Source organism: Alicyclobacillus herbarius DSM 13609, from assembly GCF_000430585.1.
Taxonomy (GTDB): domain Bacteria; phylum Bacillota; class Bacilli; order Alicyclobacillales; family Alicyclobacillaceae; genus Alicyclobacillus_G; species Alicyclobacillus_G herbarius.
On the sequence record NZ_AUMH01000008.1, the window covers coordinates 113,119 to 132,180 of the forward strand.

At 54.5% G+C, this 19,062-nt stretch carries 17 protein-coding genes; 12 read left to right on the plus strand and 5 right to left on the minus strand.

The features are described 5' to 3' along the window. Window positions 1-62: 62 nt before the first annotated feature. The 3 genes from ltrA to tnpA form a co-directional block, all read right to left on the minus strand. On the minus strand, window positions 63-1,928 hold the full coding sequence (gene ltrA / locus H522_RS18075) for a group II intron reverse transcriptase/maturase (RefSeq protein ID WP_051343995.1): 1,866 nt from the start codon (window positions 1,926-1,928) through the stop codon (window positions 63-65). Window positions 1,929-2,498: 570 nt separating this feature from the next. Beyond that, complete coding sequence (gene tnpB / locus H522_RS22495) at window positions 2,499-2,657, minus strand: IS66 family insertion sequence element accessory protein TnpB (protein ID WP_081411954.1); 159 nt, start codon at window positions 2,655-2,657, stop codon at window positions 2,499-2,501. Continuing rightward, window positions 2,651-2,977: an IS66 family insertion sequence element accessory protein TnpA gene (gene tnpA, locus H522_RS0107155; RefSeq protein WP_026961807.1), complete on the minus strand. Its 327-nt coding sequence runs from the start codon at window positions 2,975-2,977 to the stop codon at window positions 2,651-2,653. The genes tnpB and tnpA overlap by 7 nt, the downstream gene beginning before the upstream one ends. Window positions 2,978-3,119: 142 nt before the next feature. Between tnpA and H522_RS0107160 the strand changes: the two genes are divergently transcribed. Continuing rightward, window positions 3,120-3,308 (plus strand): hypothetical protein, encoded by a 189-nt coding sequence (locus H522_RS0107160; RefSeq protein WP_026961808.1) that lies wholly within the window; start codon window positions 3,120-3,122, stop codon window positions 3,306-3,308. A 400-nt stretch (window positions 3,309-3,708) separates the two neighbouring features. Here the strand turns inward: H522_RS0107160 and H522_RS0107165 are convergent, their stop codons facing one another. Beyond that, entirely contained in the window at window positions 3,709-4,620 is a 912-nt protein-coding gene (locus H522_RS0107165; protein ID WP_035452962.1) for an IS3 family transposase, read from the minus strand. A 17-nt stretch (window positions 4,621-4,637) separates the two neighbouring features. Then, complete coding sequence (locus tag H522_RS0107170; protein ID WP_026961810.1) at window positions 4,638-4,979, minus strand: transposase; 342 nt, start codon at window positions 4,977-4,979, stop codon at window positions 4,638-4,640. A 1,279-nt stretch (window positions 4,980-6,258) separates the two neighbouring features. On the opposite strand from H522_RS0107170, the gene lanKC reads away from it, so the two are divergent. From lanKC to H522_RS18090, 11 genes are all read left to right on the plus strand, one after another. After that, on the plus strand, window positions 6,259-8,994 hold the full coding sequence (gene lanKC, locus H522_RS0107180) for a class III lanthionine synthetase LanKC (protein WP_026961812.1): 2,736 nt from the start codon (window positions 6,259-6,261) through the stop codon (window positions 8,992-8,994). Between the two features lie 225 nt (window positions 8,995-9,219). Further along, window positions 9,220-10,119: a glycosyltransferase family protein gene (locus H522_RS0107185; protein ID WP_162143488.1), complete on the plus strand. Its 900-nt coding sequence runs from the start codon at window positions 9,220-9,222 to the stop codon at window positions 10,117-10,119. Between the two features lie 69 nt (window positions 10,120-10,188). Next, the gene (locus H522_RS0107190; RefSeq protein WP_026961814.1) at window positions 10,189-11,466 is read left to right on the plus strand and encodes an MFS transporter; all 1,278 of its coding nucleotides are present in this window, start codon (window positions 10,189-10,191) and stop codon (window positions 11,464-11,466) included. Window positions 11,467-11,797: 331 nt separating this feature from the next. Beyond that, a complete protein-coding gene (locus H522_RS0107195) occupies window positions 11,798-12,616 on the plus strand; it encodes a DODA-type extradiol aromatic ring-opening family dioxygenase (RefSeq protein WP_026961815.1) in 819 nt (272 codons plus the stop codon). A gap of 46 nt (window positions 12,617-12,662) precedes the next feature. Next, window positions 12,663-14,099: an aldehyde dehydrogenase gene (locus tag H522_RS0107200; protein WP_026961816.1), complete on the plus strand. Its 1,437-nt coding sequence runs from the start codon at window positions 12,663-12,665 to the stop codon at window positions 14,097-14,099. A 29-nt stretch (window positions 14,100-14,128) separates the two neighbouring features. Next, entirely contained in the window at window positions 14,129-14,974 is an 846-nt protein-coding gene (locus tag H522_RS18085) for a 2-keto-4-pentenoate hydratase (protein WP_051343996.1), read from the plus strand. Next, window positions 14,971-15,858 (plus strand): acetaldehyde dehydrogenase (acetylating), encoded by an 888-nt coding sequence (locus tag H522_RS0107210; RefSeq protein ID WP_026961817.1) that lies wholly within the window; start codon window positions 14,971-14,973, stop codon window positions 15,856-15,858. The genes H522_RS18085 and H522_RS0107210 overlap by 4 nt, the downstream gene beginning before the upstream one ends. A gap of 5 nt (window positions 15,859-15,863) precedes the next feature. Further along, the gene (dmpG, locus tag H522_RS0107215; protein WP_026961818.1) at window positions 15,864-16,907 is read left to right on the plus strand and encodes a 4-hydroxy-2-oxovalerate aldolase; all 1,044 of its coding nucleotides are present in this window, start codon (window positions 15,864-15,866) and stop codon (window positions 16,905-16,907) included. A gap of 110 nt (window positions 16,908-17,017) precedes the next feature. Beyond that, on the plus strand, window positions 17,018-17,791 hold the full coding sequence (locus H522_RS0107220) for a 2-keto-4-pentenoate hydratase (RefSeq protein ID WP_026961819.1): 774 nt from the start codon (window positions 17,018-17,020) through the stop codon (window positions 17,789-17,791). Between the two features lie 17 nt (window positions 17,792-17,808). Further along, window positions 17,809-18,000 carry a 2-hydroxymuconate tautomerase gene (locus H522_RS0107225; protein ID WP_026961820.1) on the plus strand — a complete coding sequence of 64 codons (192 nt, stop codon included), beginning with the start codon at window positions 17,809-17,811 and terminating at the stop codon, window positions 17,998-18,000. Further along, on the plus strand, window positions 17,997-19,013 hold the full coding sequence (locus H522_RS18090) for an amidohydrolase family protein (protein ID WP_245578048.1): 1,017 nt from the start codon (window positions 17,997-17,999) through the stop codon (window positions 19,011-19,013). The genes H522_RS0107225 and H522_RS18090 overlap by 4 nt, the downstream gene beginning before the upstream one ends. Window positions 19,014-19,062 lie beyond the last annotated feature (49 nt).

Sequence of the window (19,062 nt, forward strand, 5' to 3'; positions counted from 1 at the left end):
CTCCTCCCCTAAGAACCGTGCATGACAGTTTCCCGTCACACGGCTCAAGCCATCCTGCAGTTTTATCGTCGTTCGACCTTTGACCGTTGTTCACCATTCCACGCCACATGTCCATCGACCACACTTTCCTGGTTGGAAAGGTAGCGTTCTGGATGGATGGGAAGGGTATCATGGTCATAAACGGAACGGTACTTCTCGTAGCACCATCGGTGCGTAACGACGACATTTGCAATCGTATTGCGGCCTCCGAGTCGTTCGGGAATCATCCGAACGAACAGGACATTCTTGTCTCCATTGACCTGCCAGCGTCGGAAGTGTTCCGTAGAAATGGGACATCCACAGAGTGCACACCGTCCGTGGGTTTTGCGCACCACTGTCTTCTGGAAGCCGTTCAACCGTTTCAGGAGCAGTTGCTCGCGTCTTGCTTCGAAATACTCCTGGTCGCTTGGGCGATAAGGCGAACGTCGTCCCTGTATCTTCACGTGCCGTATGATGCGAATGTCGCTCATGATGGCTAGCGTGAGTGGACCGTCCGCGAATACCCCCTTGCGATTTCCACGCCGAGGGAAGTACCTCCGGTGAATCCACCGGGCTCCTTTCCCCGGATGTCGTCGTTTCGCCCATCTCCAGAGCATCCAGTGTATCCTATGGTCGCAGTAGTTAAAGATTTTCTTACTCACCTGGGTGCTGTAATAGTTGCCCCATCCCCGAATCAAGGGGTTCAGCAATCGAATGACCGTAGATGGCTTGGCCGACTTGTTCGCGTCCAGGATGCTCTTGATTTTCCGCAGAAAGGCCAGCACATTGGCCTTGGCGGGTTTAATCAATAGCGTTCCGTGGTACTTTCGGACATGGAATCCCAGGAAGTCAAACCCGTCATTGATGTGTGTGATACGGGTCTTCTCGAGACTGAGTTCAACTCCGACATTCTCCGCAAGCCACTGGGCGATGACCGGTATAAACTGCTCTGCCTGCTCTTTGGTTTTGCACGTGACGATGAAGTCATCCGCATAGTTAACGATGTGGATGCCGGGGTTCGTACGGTCTCTTCCAAATTTCATTTGGAATGCCCTTTTCCGCAACTCGTTCTCCATACCCTGTAACGCGATGACCGCCAGTAAGGGGGATAACAGACCCCCTTGAGGTGTGCCCCTGGTGCTTGGAACAAGCCCATTTTCCGGGTCAAGAACTGGGGCTTTCAACATACGCCGAACAAACACACGGTCTTCTGGAGCCAGCTTAGCCAGCAGTTTCGCGTGGTCGACGTTGTCAAAATACCCTCGAATGTCCCCTTCGATGACCCATTGGGGTGAGTTGGAACGGTTAAGGATGAGGTAGACTTGTCCGATCGCGTCCCATGTCGATCGCTGTGGTCGGAATCCGTACGTGTTGGGCGCAAATTGAATGTCCCACTCCGGTTCCATGGCCATCTTGTGGATGGCCTGACACACGCGGTCGTGCATGGTGGGAATTCCTAAAGGTCGGAGCTTACCGTTCTTCTTACGGATGTACACCCGCCGAACCGGGTAAGGACGTGGACGCAGATTTACGAGTTCGCAGAGTTCGCGGCGTTTTTCTGGGGTCGTGTATGTCTTCCCGTCGACTCCTGGGGTGCGCCGCCCCCGGTTTTCTTGCGTCACGTGCCGAATGGCCAGAAGTTTGACGTGGTGGCTGGTCCGAATGAGCCACTTGTAGTGGCGCACAGCTTTACGATTGCCATTTTCCACTGCGTGAGCCAGTTGTCGCTGCAACCTGAGGACGTGGCGTTCGATATCCTTCCAGTCTATCCACTGGTCCATATCGTGTGGACTGGTCTCGGCCGTTTGGGCTTCCAGCCATGCGCGCATGATTGAGTCTTCGTGGATTTCTCGGGGATTCTTACGAATGTGGCCTGTTGACTCGTCTTTTGAGACGGCTTTTCGGTTCATAACAGACCACTCCTTTCGTCTCATGCTACAGGATTTCCGGTTGGATGACCTTGGGCAAGTCTGCATGCTTTCGCGTTGGGGTATCCCGGCCTTTCTGCCGCCCCTATCTGTCTCATTACAAGACAGCCTTCGCTTTTTGCCCATTCCTCTACCCCCTGAGGAGTTCGGCGTAACTTACGTTCCGCTTACTGTCGCGTTTCGGACAGACCCCATGGGGCTTACCTTGTTCCGTCGAGACCCCATCTCTGAAGTGTTTAGGTGCCCTGAATCCCGCGGTAGCGCTCGGAACTGCGAATCGGCAATCTGCAAGTGCCGATTCCGGCTACATGCCCTTTTGGCTCAAGCGTATCAGAGTGTTTCGCTTGTTTTCGTTCACGCGGTTTATTTAGGGTTCACGGATGTTCACCATGCACTTCGCAACCTAGCTCCGGCCCGAATTCACTCTATCTGGCACGGCTACATTGTTCCGTGAGCTATCGCAAGACCGCGTTGCCACTGCCCCACGTCACGGTAGGTTCGCGTCCGCAGTTCTGGACGGGTGGATTCGCACCACATGAATCTCGACGACTTTCAAGTCGCACTACAGAACACGAAGACCGCTTGAGAAAACGGGTCCAGGTGAAAGGACTCCTGCACGAGAGCTGCCAAGCCGTCGATGGATTTGCGCATGTCTGTGCTGCCGCAAGCCAGGTACACGCGCAACTCCGGTCCCGTGCCGATGTTCAGCATAGCGACGCCAGGGTGTGCACCACATCGCGCAGGAGTTCAGCGTCGTAACCCTGCGTAACCTCGATAATGGCCGGGCCTACACGGACGGAAAGCGGCTTGTCCGCCACGTCACCGGGGTCTTCAATGCATGCAGTCACAAATCGTGGTGGATGGTCGTTGCAGTCCGTTTCCGACTTGAACTTGCTGATCCAATACCAAAGCTGGTGTTCCTTGACCTGATGAGCGGCACACCATGCGGCACCAGTTAACCCGCTGGCCCGGAAGTCCGCCACACGGGCACGCCAAAGCTCCCGATGTTTTTCCAACTCCGCCTTGGTCACCAAGAACCCTCCCACATTCGATTCTGGGGGAATCATCTCGCACAAGGCAGGTTGGCGCTAGGTGTGGACTATTTGACGCTCACGAAGAACCTAAGCGGGGGCGAGGAACGAACAAAACGCCCGTTCTCGGAGCGAGGCACTCATGTCACAAGGCAAACCCAAATACCTAAAGATGCGGGCCACGGAAAATGTGAAAAATCAAACCCTCACACAGTTCGTCAAGCAATCCTTCGCGTCAGATGTCACCATTCTGAACGATGGATACAGCGCGTACAAAAAGTTGGCTCAGGCGCTAAGCACGTTGACCATGAAGTTTGATTTCGAAAAATAACCTGGACCACATGGAATGGGTACACCGGGCCATCTCGAACGCGAAAGCATTCTTCCAAGGCACGTATCATGGCACCAAGGGCTAACATCTTCAGGCCTATTTAGATGAATATACGTAAACGATTGCAGCAATTCGAGAGAGAGTGGTCCAACAGGCTCCTAACTGCTGCCGTTTCTACGAAAGCCGTGACCGGATTAACACCCGTATATTGGACACATACTCCCGATATTGAGCTCTTTCGTAGTTTTTCTTTCGACCTTTGCCCTTGACTATAAATTGCCATCGGTCGTCGGTCCGTCAAAGGTCGCTGTCGCTGAACCTTCGGTCCCCCTTGACTGCCCCTCCTCCCTCTGGCTTTGGGGAGTTAGGGGCAAAGGCCCTGGATACGCACCGGCGTGCGTCACACCCTCACAGGGCGTCTAGGCTCGAGCCCTGTCTCGACATGACGGCGGTAAAACTCCGACGGAGGCAGGTAGTGCAGGCTCGAATGCAGCCGACGGTTGTTATATCGGGTCACGAACTCCACAACCGCCTGGTACGCTTCTGCGTAGGTCTGAAACTCGTACATTGACAAGCACTCATCCTCCAGGAGCCTGTGATACGACTCGATGTAGGCGTTCATATTCGGCGTCTTAGGCGGTATACGCTCGTGGATGATATTCCGGCGTCCACACTCCGCTTCAAACAAATGGCTCACGAACTGCGGGCCATTATCCGAACGGATGATGGGCAACAGGAGATTACGCTGAAGAATCTGACGCTTCCACAGGGCTGCTCGAAACGTTTCGGCGGCATGCCTGGCTTCGCAGGTAAGACCAATATGGTATCCCACAATCTGCCTGTCATACACGTCGATATACGACAGCACGAAGAAGAGACGGTCCTCTCCTGCGATGTATTCACACTTGACGTCCACCTCCCAGAGCTGGTTTGGCGCCGTGATGGTGCGGTTCTGTGCCAGCTTCCTCGGGTGTTTTTGACGGAGTTTCCGTTGCGGCCGCAGGATATTCAGTTCCTTACACAGGCGGTAGACCTTCTTCTCGTTGACCACCAGCCCATGGTCTTGCCTGAGCATGTGGGTGAGCTTGCGGTACCCGTAAGCGTAACCATCGCCGGAAATGGCCTCCAGAATCCATTCCTTGATCTGCTCATCACTGACCTTGCGGTCCTCCGTAGTCAGTGAATACCCGGGAATCGGGCGGCCACCCGAGGTGGTATGTGGCCTTGGTTCGTGCGTCAACTGGTAATAATAAGTGGATCGAGAGACCCCCACGATGCGCAGCACGAGAGTAACGTTATACCCGGCTGTGATCCACTTGTGCGCAACGGCTACTTTATCTGCAAGTGAGGGCTCTGTTTTTTTAGCAGGTCACGCAAAATCGCAATTTCAAGGTCTTTTTCGCCCAAAAGCTGCTTCAGATGCGCATTTTGCTTGTCCAATTCACGGTTTTCCGCTACGAGTTGAGCGTGCTCCTGCTGGGTAACATGAGTGGCGTTCCCCTTCGGATGACTGCCTTGCAAGGCTTGGCCAGCCTTATACTGGCGGACCCATTTACTCACAACATTGGGGCGAATATCGTACTTCCGAGCCACTACGGAATTGTTTCCGGCAGCAATGGCCTGTTCGACAACTTGGCGTTTGAACTCTGCAGTAAATTTCCGACGTTCCACTTGAACAACCTCCTGATCCCATAGTCTCATGGATGAGGGAGATTGTCCAATTCGATTACGGGGCTTAAAAGTGACCTATACCGTGCCCTTAGTTGGTCTTCTTTTGTTACTTCTCTGGCTCGCACGAGATCACGCAGGGCTTCATCTTCCTCTGTTGGAATGTAAATGGGCGTAAGCTCGCCAGCCCTTTATAATTGAGCTCGTCGAATTGCATCGCGCCGGTCCGTCTTCATTCGGTCTCTCGCACGTGTTGGGATTAAAGATGGAGCGACGACGCAACATTCGATTCCTAACGCGGTAAGGATACAACCCATAACCTGTTGGACCAGCCTCGTAACAGAAATTGAGCTCGCATTCTTCCTCATCCAACTTTTTGATAAGCTTACGAATCGATTCTTCGTTGTTTGGAATCTGACCAAAATACCTGGGATTACCTCGTCCTTCATCAGCAATGGCCACTGCGATAAAATCCTTGGAAACGTCTAAACTAACATACTTTGTGCTATGCTTCATATTATCGGCTCCCTCAAAATGTAGCTCTGATTGGCATTGGTGTTAACAAATATCAGTATGGCCAATTAACCTACGGAATTCTGACGTGGAGCCGAACAATGTTCATGATAACTTACCGTGGGCTTATGGGGATGGCGGAGGACGGTGATGGCGTACTTTCTCGCATACCCGAGGGTGGTTACGACCTCGTCTATAATCTGGGATTTCTGGGGCCTGGATTTGGCCTTGTAGTAGCGCTCTCGGGCATCAGCAAGGTACTCTCGGCGGCTTTCCATGGACATACGCACGACGATCCCTTCGGCTAGATTTAGAGATGAGTGATCTCAATCCCTTTCGGTTAGGTTTTAATCGTGTGATCACAAATTGTTGATAATATTTGTTGTTGTTATATTATTATAGCGTATGTGGGGGATGTGCGAATGTAGGCGGAGAAGGAAGATGTTATGACTCTCTATTTGTAGTTTTGGGGAGGTGAGCGACATGACACGCGTACTGTCTCTGCAAGCGCTTCCGATCTACTCCGATGACGACTTCTTTTGGGGACTCGCCAACGCCTTTAGCAGTGCGTTTAGTGTGGGGTGTGTTTGTTGCTGAAACGATAGTTTAGCACTTTTATCCTTCTATCTGTCGGCACAACCCCCACTTTCTAACATATCCGGTGCCCTAACACTGCATGGCCTACTCTGTAAAATAAATAGTCACATCAGTAGCTGAATGATGGCGATTGTTCATCAATGAATGTTATCGAAAAGGGGCAGTGGTTTAGATGTCTATTGCGGATATCCGCCGTAACGAGCGTCAATTAGAGAAATTCCGCAACGCAAGAGTTCACATGATAGCTAGTACCGACTTCTATGATTCCCCCGATTCGTATATCCCTCGAGATGACTTTCTCAATCTTGTAAAGGAAAAGCTTCCTGTTGATTGGGAAATCGCTCGAAATTCCATTTGGTACAACCTGTTTCCGCCTGGGATAAAGCTGCCACAACAGGGTTGGAAGATTCACGTGTCAAGCACACTCGTTGATGCCCTTACGATTCTTCAAGGAGTGTTATCCGTCGTAATAAAGCACCGAGCGGCGATGAAATTCGCGGTCGACTCAGTAATGCTACGTACGATTAATTCGCGCGAATGGGTTCGAGGGGGGGCTGGAAAATTTATAACAATATACCCGCAAAGTACAGAGCAATGCGCGCAACTGCTTGAACTTCTCTATGCGGAGCTGAAAGATGTCTCTGGGCCGTACATTTTATCTGATAAACGATATAAAGACTCAAAGGTGCTTTATTATCGTTATGGTGGTATAAATCCCGTTACCCGTCTCCGGTACGATGGCCGGAAGGAGACTATATTGGTATCACCAGATGGGACAGAGTGGGTTGATAGACGTGAGCCGTTTTTTTTGTTACCTCCATGGGTAAGAGATCCGTTTGGAAATGAGCCTGAGAGCAATCAGGAGGATAATGGAATACTAACCTTGAAGGACGATCGCTATTTGATATTGCAAGCTATCCATTTCTCTAACGCGGGTGGCGTATATCTCGCATTGGATAACCAAATTGGTACTGAGGTTATAATTAAGGAGGCTCGCCCTTATACAGACTGTGATGCCAAAGGTAACGATGCACGCTCGATTCGAGAAAATGAATGGCGGGTACTTACTAAACTACAAGGTACTGGGGTAGTACCGCGCGTCATAGACTTCTTTCAGGAATGGGAACATGTGTTTCTTGTACGAGAGTTCGTAGCAGGTCAACCCCTTTCATTAGTTCCATTTGCTCCGAGTGGCTTGAAAGGTTCTGGTGAGTTTCAATCTATGTTACAGAAGCTACAACGTAACATGGACCTCGCGGTCAGGATACAAGAGGCTGTTGAAACCATTCATAATGAAGGTGTCGTTCTTGGAGACCTGTCCGCGGATAACATAGTGATAGATGAGGACGGAAATCCAAAACTCATAGATTTGGATGCAGCTACTTTACTAGGGGAACCTAGTGGTATTAGCTTCTTTACCATCGGGTTCTCTGGAAAGGAACGAAGGACCAGATTCGCCCCTACATTCGAGGATGATTATTATTCATTGGGTTGCCTACTATTCTGGATGATCCTGCCTATAAATGGCATGTTTGAATTGTCGTCTATCCCGTTTCATTTTCTGGAAGAACTAGAATTCGATTATGGTTTACCTTCGAGTATTCGACTCGCGATTGGTCGGTTGCTCAATAATACCAAGCAACGAGAAAGTGACGAAGAACAAAAAAGAATACCACGAATCGAGCTCGCGACCTATAGTGTAAATGGAATGTCCAAGCTTCCTAGGTTTCGAGGTATTTCCGACACCGACATAGATGTACTCTTGCAACAGCTGATCCTAGGCGTAAAACGTACCGCAACACTCGCTCGGACAGATCGACTGTTTCCAAGTGATCCCGCGCTCAGTAACCCACTTGGTGTGGCTCATGGAGCCTTGGGGGTAGTCTACGCCTTGAATCTTATTAGTGGAGAAGTTCCAGACGCTTATAAAGACTGGATCAGATCCCAAGAGCTTAGTACTAAAACGTATACTCCAAGTCTTTATCATGGGTTATCTGGAATAGGGTGGGCGATGTATGAAATCGGTCTCTATGATGAAGCAATGGAAGTTATAAAGTTGGCGGGAAACCATCCATTGTTATTGGAGTGCGCGGACATAGAACACGGTGTATCTGGATTCGGGTTAGCGAATTTGTATTTTTGGATGAAGACCGGGCAATCGGAATTTCTAAAGACTGCCCTTGATGTAGGGACGTTTCTCACTAGTGTTGCCAAGTGGGATGAGAATGGACCATATTGGCTTTCCCCTGACGGACGCAGGTTCCTAGGATATGCAAGAGGCAATGCGGGGATCGCTTTGTTTCTCTTGTATTTGTATCTCGGTACGAGAGAGAAACGGTTCTTGGATATCGGTGTTAATGCGTTAAAGGCCGACATAGCGTTTGGTGTGCCTCAACAGGGGGGATACATCTCCTTTCCGGAAGAACCAGGCGGTCAAATTGTTTCTCCCTACTGGCGTTACGGATCTGCTGGTATCTGTACTACTCTGATTAGGTATGCTGTTGTTACCAAAGATCCAGAGCTAGTGCTTATGCTTAGTGATATCCTTCCAGACGTCAAACGGAAGTATACTGTATTTCCCAGTTTGTTTTCTGGATTGGCAGGGCTAGGCAATCTGTTGCTTGATTATCATATGCTGATGGGCGATAGTGATGCTTTAGATGTTGCAAAAGCGATTGCGCGTGGAATAAGTTTGTTTAAGGTTCAGCGAGATGATCATGTTCTTTTTCCTGGGGAACTCCTTTATCGCTTTAGCGCAGACTTTTCAACGGGTGCCGCGGGAATTGGCTTATTCCTCTGGCGATTGAGAAATATGACATCGAATTTCAACTTTTTACTTGATGAACTTCTGACCGGGTTCAAGAATGGTGCGAGTGAACATCGAAAACGGTTGACTCTCGAAAACTAAGATGAAAAACAAACTACAAAAAGTTGGGGTATGAGTATGAGGCTTTTATATCTAAGTCGGGGGCGTGGCTTCGGCCACGCTGTCGTCGATATTCAAATAGCATTATGGTTAAGAGAGCGGTTCCCGAGGCTTGACATTGTATTTGCATCTTATGGCGACGGGGCATCGCTTATTAGTAATTCGGTTTTCGAGTTCTCTCGCTTACAAATAACAGAAGACAGCGAGATGCAAGCGCAAATTGTAATTCCAGAAATCCACCGCGTCATAGACTTGCTTTCCCCACAAATTATACTCTCGGATGAGGTGTTTTTAGCCCCACCGGCAGCAAAATTTCGTTCCATTCCATGCATACTACTGACGCACTGGTTCTTCTCGGAACTAGGGCTTGATACCCCTCTCTATCGCTCACTTGACAGTCTCATGTGCATGGCAGAAAAAGTCTTGCTTTTAGATATGGAACCGTTTCACAAGGTGCCCGCTCCCCTACGGTCAAAGGTGAAGTTTATCGGTCCGATCATTCGTGATAGCTTTGTCCCTTATATCGATGCAAAACCAGATTGGGAACCAGAATTTGATGTTGTTATAACTATGGGAGGTAAAACCAGAGCGTTTATACGGGAGATCCAAAAGATTCTCGATGCACTCTTTGTTCTATCCGAACAGGGAAAGGAATTAAATACAATGCTTGTAGTTCCCGGTATGCGCGAGTATTTCGAAGCATATGTTAGAGCAAAGGGAATGAACAGTGTTGTCGTTCGAGACTTTGTAAGTGACATTGCAGCATTAGTGCATTCAGCCCGTCTAACCGTAGGACGGGGATCATATACAACCCTTGCGGAGCTAGCCACTTTGGGAAAACCTTCTTTGCATCTTCTTGCAGATGGCAACCCTGTGGATGAATTTCACGTCCTAAATTTCGCGACTCTAGGAACTATACAGTGGGAACGAGCTTCGAGAATCAATGTGGCATCCACAGCTCAACTCATATGGTCGTCTTTCATGTGGGCTCAGCAAAATCAGACGAATGTTATGGAAGCGGGTTCAATATATAGACGATGTAATTCGCGTTTGGAAATAGAAACCGTCTTTGATGATATCCTATCGGACATTGGATTTTCGGACTAACTTGAGCTCTACGCACCAGCGTTTCAAGTCCGTGCTGTTCGTGTCTAATCCCGAGGAGTGACGTAAAGCGTGGGTGAAGAGAGCACGTTTTCTTTAAAGTCTTCCTACTATCAACTGGCTAAGACGCCAAGTTTCTTGGTTTTTTTGATTGGCAGGGTTATCTCTTTGTTAGGGGACATGTTGTTCTCTATGGCCACCATGTGGTATGTACTCGAGAAAACAAATTCGCCAATGAGTACCGCCGTCGTTGTGGTCATCCCAATGTTGACAGCCTTGGTGGTATTTCAACCGTTCGCCACGATTGCTGACCGGTTGCATAAGAAAGTTGTGCTAGTTGGGAGTGACGTCTTTCGGGCCGCTGTAGTGTTGCTTGTAGCTTTATTGATGACCGTACACCGGGTCGATACGGTCGGTATCTATGTGGCCACATTTTTTCTCACACTGGCTGGATATCTTTTTGGTCCAGCACAGAATGCCGCCCTTCCGAGAGTGCTCCCAAACTCTGAAAAACTATTGCCGATTGCAAATAGCTTACTATCCGCAACGTCTGGGATTATCAGCCTCCTGGGCTACGCCATTGGGGGCATAATCGTGGCCATTCTATATCCAGTAGGTGCAGTTGTTGCAGATGGATGTTCATTTTTAATATCTGCTTTATCTATTTTAGTACTGCCTATTCCGGCCCTTCGTGCAAAGGGCCGCAAGGGAGTGTGGGGATTCGTAAAAGACAGTTTTGCAGGGCTACAATTCATTTGGAACCGACCGGCCATTCGGATGTTTGGCCTCTTCGTACTCCTAATCAATTTTGTCAGCGGTCCAGCGGGGGTTCTTACAGTCGTATTCAGTCGGTCGGTTCTCCACGCAGGATTGCAGGGGTATGGATATCTAGAGGCGGCATATGCAGTGGGAGGCGTGGTTGGCTCAGTCGTGTCGGCCTGGGCATCGAGGAGATTGCGGTTATGGCAACTGTCGTTCATTGCGCTTGTTGGTTCCGGCCTATCACTCGCCAGTATGCCAATCGCCGCGAGTTTAATAGAATCCATCATTGCATTAACACTTGCTTCGATAGTTATAACCATGTTAAATATCCCGTTGTTTACTGCATTACAGTTACTTTCACCTGAAGAGCTTCGTGGTCGTGTTATGGCCAGTTTTGGTCTTTTTGCCGGGATCGGGCAACCGTTGGGGCTGCTTATCGGATCCTGGTTAATGGGCGCGATAGCACCTTCTCCTGTCTTCCTCGCGTCAGGAATACTGTTGGCCATGTGCGGGATTCTCAGCTTTTTCTCTCGCACGTTACGCGGCCGTCAGAATCAGCTTGAGTCCCAGTCAGAGGTTCAGATATGACGCGAGAGCTGATTTGTGATTTCGTCGGTTCACGCGTTCCATCTGCATGATGGAGATGGTATCGTTTGAAGATCGATATGTCTTGCGTCGGTTTCGTATAGAGGAACAAGCGACTATTCGCCCATCACCAGGCGGTGCTAAGATCACCCCAGAAAGCGAATACATGGGTTGCCTTGGGGAGGCTCGTGATGCTCGGTTCTGGAATCAGCACCGTGGGTACGCCTCTCCGCAAATTCAAGTTGCCACCCGGAACCAAGGTGTCCCAAAAGTAGAGAGCTTCCTGTACGGCCTCCTTTCTGGACACTGAGAAAAATCAGGAGGGGTATGAGCGATGAGTCTCGAGTTGGCCATGATTTCTCCCCACACCCCACGCATCTGCCATGAAGACCGCATTCCGGAATTCCAACGCCCGATGGTGGAGGCCATGCGCAAGACGGCCGACATCATTGAACAGGTGCAGGCGGACGTGATGGTGTTGGTGTCCTGTCACTGGATGTCGAGTTTTGAGCATTACGTCGATGCGACCGCCCGTCATAAAGGTATTCTGACGGCCGTAGAGTGCCCGGACCTCATCAGCGATGTGCCGTACGACCACGAGGGGCATCCAGAGTTGGCCCGTGCCCTGGTCACCGCCGGCAAGGAGGCCGGCTTGTCCGTCGTCGGCATTGACGATCCGTCCTATATCTGGGACTACGGTACGGTGGTACCGCTGCGTTACCTTTTGCCTCGGCGCAAAATTCCGGTTGTTGACCTGTCCGTATGCTGGGCGGCTTCGCTGGAGGAGACGCAGGAGTGGGGCCGCGTCATCGGTCAGGTGCTGCGCGAGTCGCCGCTGCGCGCCGTGTTCGTAGCCAGCGGGGCCCTGGCCCACAACCTGCGTCGAGGGGCACAGAACTGGCCGAATCGGACCGAGCAGGCCCTGGACAAGGAGTTTTGTCAGCGCCTGGTGGAAGGGGACCTGAAGGCGGCCACCGAGATGCTGCCCTCATACGCCCGGGCGGCCACGCTGGAATCGGGTGGGCGCCACGTCGCCATGCTGCTCGGAGTTCTGGAAACCAACTATAACGACCTGTTTAAAGGGCAATTGCACGGGTACGGGCCTTCATCCGGATCGGGGAATCCGGTGTTGACGCTGCACCCTGTGGCATGAATCGACCGCAAGATCGGAGCCAAGGAGTCGGAGAGGAGAACGTACTATGGAAAAGATTTTGCACTTCATTGATGGAAAGTTTGTCGAGTCCAAGTCTGGACGTTTCTTTGACAACGTGAACCCGGCCACGGGTGAGGTCATCGGCCAGGTGGCCGAAGGCGGCCGCGAGGAGATTGACCAGGCGGTGGCGGCGGCTAGACGCGCGTTTCGCGCCTGGGGGAAGACACCGGCGGCCGAGCGGGCCAAAATCTTAAACCGCATCGCCGACCTCATTGATGAGCGCGTGGAGGAGTTGGCGCGGCTGGAGACCTTGGACACGGGTAAGCCTCTCTCCCTCTCCAAGTCACTGGACATCCCTCGCGCGGCGGCCAACTTCCGCTTCTTTGCCGACTTCGTCAAGGGGCTTGGCACCGAGTGTTTCGAGATGGACGGTGTGGCCCTCAACTATGCCCTGCGCCGCCCGGTCGGGGTGGCGGGGCTGATCTCGCCGTGGAATCTGCCGCTCTTGTTGTTGACCTGGAAGGTGGCACCGTGTTTGGCGGCGGGGAACACGTGCGTCATCAAGCCGGCCGAGTTGACGCCGACCACCGCTACCAAGTTGGCGGAAATCTGCCAGGAAGCGGGACTGCCCGATGGCGTGCTGAACGTGGTGCACGGGTTTGGTCCAGACGCAGCCGGGTCCTTCTTGACCGAGCACCCGGACGTGAACCTGATCTCGCTGACCGGCGAGACCACCACCGGCAAGGCGGTGATGAAGGCGGCTGCGGGCAGCCTGAAGCGGCTGTCGTTCGAGCTGGGCGGTAAGAACCCGAACATCATCTTCGCCGACGCGGACGTGGACGACGCCATTGACGTGACCCTGCGCTCTTCTTTCAGCAACCAGGGCGAGGTGTGTCTCTGCGGATCGCGCATCTATGTGGAGCGGCCGCTCTATGAAGAGTTTGTCGCGAAGTTTGCCGACCGGGCGGCGCAGCTTCGTGTGGGCGATCCGTTCGATTCCGCGACGAATGTCGGCGCGCTCATCAGTAAAGAGCACCTGGAACGGGTGGAAGGATTCATCGAACGGGCGGTGGCCGAGGGCGGCCGCATCCTCCTTGGCGGCAAGCGGCCGGCGCACATGGAGCGCGGGTACTTCCTTGAGCCCACCATTATCGTGGATGTGGACGGATCGTGCGAAATTGTCCGCCAGGAAGTGTTCGGTCCGGTGGTGACGATTCAGCCGTTTGATACGGAGGAAGAGGTCATCGCCGCCGCGAATGATACGCACTATGGGCTGAGCGCGACGATTTGGACGACGAACCTGAAGCGGGCACACCGGGTGGCGGGTGAGTTGGAGGCGGGCATCATCTGGATCAACACCTGGTTCTTGCGCGACCTGCGCACCCCGTTTGGCGGCATGAAAGAGAGCGGCATCGGCCGCGAAGGCGGCGTCCATAGCTTTGAGTTTTACTCGGAGCTGAAGAACGTCTGCGTGAAGTTGTAAGGGGCTCTGCATTGAAGGAGGTGGCGCGGATGGCTCACAAAGACACGGAGGCTGTCATTGAGTCCCTGGCGGATTTGCTCTGGGACGCGGAGCAAAACGGCCGGCCCATTGCACCGCTGACCTCGGAATACCCGGATTTGACACAGGAACAGGCCTACCGGATTCAAATCCGCAACATCCAGCGAAAGCGCACCTATGGGGATGCGGTGGTGGGCTACAAGGTGGGGTTGACCAGCCGGCCGATGCAGGAGATGCTGGGCGTTCACCAGCCCGACTTTGGCCACCTGCTCCACTCCATGTATTACGAGAACGGGGACGTCGTGGACTTCCCGCTCTATCAGCCGAAGGTGGAGCCGGAGCTGGCGTTTGTCCTCAAGGCCGATTTGGACGGGCAGAACCTCACCGTACAGGACGTATTGGGCGCCACCGACTACGTCGTTCCGGCGATTGAAGTCATCGACAGCCGGATTGCCGACTGGAAGATTCAACTGGCGGACACCATTGCCGACAACGCCTCGTCCGGGTGTTTTGTCCTGGGCGATACGGCAACCCCGGTAACCGGGGTCAACTTGGCCACCGTTGGCGGCATCCTGCGCGTGGACGGGGAGGTTGTTCAAACCGGAGCCGGTGCGGCGGTGCTCGGCCACCCGGCGCAGTCGGTAGCCTGGCTGGCGAACACCTTAGCGGCCCTGGGTACGACCATGCGCGCAGGCGATGTGGTGCTCTCGGGCGCCATCAGTGCCGCGGTGCCCGTGCGGCCGGGGCAACGGGTGTCGGTGTCGTTCGGTCGCTTGGGCACGGTCGAAGCGACCATCGGCGAGCCGAAGCAGACAGGACTGGTCTGGATGGAAGCGAAAGGAGACGGGCGGTCATGAGCAAGTTGAAGGCGGCGATTGTCGGTTCTGGCAACATCGGCACCGACCTGATGGTCAAACTCCAGCGCAGCGAGTGGCTGGAGCCGCGTTGGATGATAGGGATTGACCCGGAATCGGACGGGCTGCGCCGGGCCCGCGCGGCGGGGCTCGAGACATCGGCGGAGGGACTCAAGGCGGTACTGGACGCTGGGGTACGCCCCGATGTGGTGTTTGACGCCACCAGCGCGAAGGCGCACGTACGCCACGCCAAGCTGCTCTTGGAAGCGGGGATTCAGGCGATTGACCTGACGCCGGCGGCGCGCGGACCGTACGTCATTGCTGCAGTAAACCTGGCTGAGCACCTGGATTCACCCAACGTCAACATGGTCACCTGCGGGGGGCAGGCGACGGTGCCGATTGTCTACGCGGTGAGCCGTGTGGTCGGGGTGGAGTACGCGGAGATTGTCGCCACCATCTCGAGCCGTTCGGCCGGTCCGGGCACGCGTCAGAACATCGACGAGTTCACTGAAACCACCGGGAAGGCGTTGCAGGTGATTGGCCAGGCGCGCAAGGGCAAGGCCATCATCATCCTGAACCCGGCAGACCCACCGATTCTGATGCGCGATACGATTTATTGCATGATTGACGAGCCGACCCAGGATGTTTTCCACCAGGTGTGTGATTCGATTGCCGATATGGTGCGTCACGTGCAGACCTATGTCTCGGGCTACCGTCTGAATCGCGATCCGATTCTCGACGGCAACGTGGTCAGTGTCTCGATTGAGGTCGAGGGGTTGGGCGACTACCTACCGGTGTACGCGGGCAATCTCGACATCATGACGGCAGCGGCCGTGAAGTTTGGCGAGGAGTACGCCAAACACCGGCTGTCTGTGGTGAAAGGGTGAGGGAGATGGCAGACGAGAAGCGGATTTTCGTCACGGACGTGACACTACGCGACGGGATGCACGCCGTCCGCCACCAGTTTAGCCTGGAGGACGCGCGAGCCATTGCCGCCGCTCTCGACCAGACCGGGGTGGCGCTGATTGAGGCGACGCATGGGGATGGTCTCGGTGGTAGCTCGATTCAGTACGGATTTGCCAAGGAGGACGAGGAGGCGTACCTGCGCGCGGTCTGTGAAGCGGCCCCCAATACCAAGGTCGCGGCCCTGCTGTTGCCGGGTATCGGCACTATCGAGCATCTCAAACGGGCTGTGGATTGCGGCATTCAGGCGGTGCGCGTGGCGACCCACTCGACCGAGGCGGACATCTCGGAACAGCATATCGGCGAGGCGCGCAAACTCGGTCTGGACGTCGTCGGTTTCTTAATGCTCTCGCACATGACGGAGACTCCCGTCTTAGTCGAAGAAGCAAAGAAAATGGCCAGTTACGGCGCCCACTGCGTCTACATCGTCGACTCGGCCGGCGCGATGCTGATGGACGAGGTGACGGAGAAGGTGTCGGCCATCCGGAATGCCCTCCCGGATGAGGTGCAGGTCGGGTTCCACGCGCACAATAACCTGGGCTGCTCGGTGGCGAACTCGTTGGCGGCGGTACGCGCCGGCGCGGTCCGCATTGACGCCAGTCTCGCCGGATTGGGTGCAGGAGCAGGCAACACCCCGCTCGAAGTGTTCATCGCGGCCTGTGAAAAGTCGGGCATTGAGACCGGAGTGAATCTGTACCAGGCCATGGACGCGGCGGAGGACGTACTCGGACCGCGCATCGAGCGTCCGGTGCGGACGGACAGGGCCAGCCTGACCTTGGGCTATGCGGGCGTCTATTCGAGTTTCCTCCTTCACGCCGAGCGCGCGGCCAAGCGGTTTGGCGTCGATGCGCGCGATATCTTGGTCGAGCTGGGCAAGCGCAAGGTGGTCGGCGGGCAGGAGGATATGATTGTCGACGTGGCTGTCCAACTGGCCGCCGCAAAGAATGGATCGGAACTGGCTTTGCAGAAGTAATTTTGTAGAAGTAAGGCGTAGGATTAGACCGAGACGGCGTGTCCCCGTGGCCGCGTCGCAAACGGATCGACCATGGCCACGACCCAAAAGCGGCAAGGGAGCGAACAAGGATGGACTTGCAGGCGATTGCCGAGGAAGTATGGCAGCATCAGGAACAGGCGCAAGAATTGGATAAGTTGACCGTGCGCTACCCGGGGTTGACGGTGGACGATGCGTATGAAATCCAGCGTCTGAACACGGACCGGGCACTCAAGGCTGGTGACACCCTGGCTGGATGGAAGATGGGACTGACCAGCCGCGCGAAGCAGGTGTCGGTCGGCGTGGACGAGCCGATTTATGGTCGGCTGTTTGGGCAGAAGGAGTTGTTTGACGAGGAGTTATCGCTCACTGGGCTGATTCACCCGCGCGTGGAGCCCGAGTTGGCGTTTGTCTTCAAGCACCGCCTGGAGGGTCCGCGTGTGACCGCGCGCGACGTGTGGCTCGCCACCGAATGTGTCGTGCCGGCGGTGGAGGTCATCGACAGCCGCTACCGCAACTTCTCGTTCACACTAGTCGACGTAGTGGCGGACAATGCGTCATTCGCGCGCTTTCTGCTGGCGGATCAGGCGTATTCGCCGTATCACTGTGCCTGGGACGAGATTGGAGTCGTGCTGCGGCAAAACGGTGAGGTGAAGCAGACCGGTGCGGGGGCTGCGGTGCTTGGCCACCCGGTGCGTGCGGTGGTGCAACTCGCGCGCATGCTGGCGAAGGTGGACCAGGCGATTGAACCAGGCATGGTGGTCTTGACCGGGGGCATCACGGAGGCGATTCACTTACACGCCGGGGACGACGTGACGGTGGAATTCGACGGCCTGGGCGAAATCCGTTTGCACATCCACGAGTAGAGCGAGGAGGGATTGGCATGCCGTTGGTGCAGCTGCACATTCTCGAAGGTCGATCCGAAGCCGCCAAGCGCCAATTGATTACCGAGGTGACGGAAGCGGTGCATCGCGCCCTGGGCAGCCCGACGGAATCGATTCGGGTGCTGCTCTATGAGTTGCCGAAGGAGCACTGGGCGGTGGGCGGCAAACCGATGTCGGAGCGACAGTCATGAGTGGGACAGGGGATGCGACCGGGTTGACGGGCGGCCGGAAGCTGTACGATGTACATACGCACTTCATCCCGTCGCCGGTGATGGAATGGTTGCAGGCGGAGGCGCGGGTGGATACGGTCCTCGCCGAGCGAGAGGCGGACAAGGCGCCGTTTTTAACGGTCAACGGTCGCTGGGGATTTGAGCTAAAGCCGGAATTCGTGGAAGCTGACCGGTACCTGGCCGCGCAAGCGGAGGCTGGGGTTATCCACTCCCTTGTCTCACCCGTGCCGCAGTTGTTCTTGTATGAGGCGGAGCCGGAGTTGACCTTGGAGGCGGCCCGCGTGTATAACGACAGCTTGGCCGCCTGGGTGGGCAAGCATCCGGACCGGCTCAGCGCACTCGCCACCCTGCCACTGAACCGGCCGGAGTGGGCCGCTCGGGAATTGGAGCGGGCACTGTCCAACGGCCTCAAGGGTGCTATCCTCGGGCCGGGCTGCGCGGGCCAGTTGTTCAGCGATGAGCCATTTACGCCGCTCCTGGAAGCGGCCGACAGAGCGGCAGCGATTTTGTTCATTCACCCCCTGCTCAACACGGATGCGCGTATCCAACGCCGGCGCATGCCGAACTTAATTGGTGTCCCCTGGGAAACTACCCTCTGCGCTGCAGATTTGGTGCTCAGCGGCCTCTTGGACAACTACCCGCGCATTCGCTGGCTATTGGCGCACGGAGGTGGATTCCTGCCGTATCAGTTGGGGCGGATGGACCAAGGATGGAGCGTGTGGCCCGCTGTGCGGGCGACATTGTCCATGCGTCCGTCCGAATACCTCAAGCGGTTTTATTACGATAACGTCCTGTGGGATGAACGGGCTATCCGGCTGTTGACTGAGGTGGCCGGGGCCGAACGGGTGCTGCCGGGGTCAGACTTCCCGTTCGACCTGTCGGTGTGGCCACCGACCGCGACGGCGGCCGACGTCTCGGATTTTCTCGGCGTCGAGACCTTGGGACAAAATTCCGCAACGTGGAATCGACCGTAAGAAGTCCGGATACAGAAAGGGAGCGCGCAGTCATCAGAACGCATAGAGC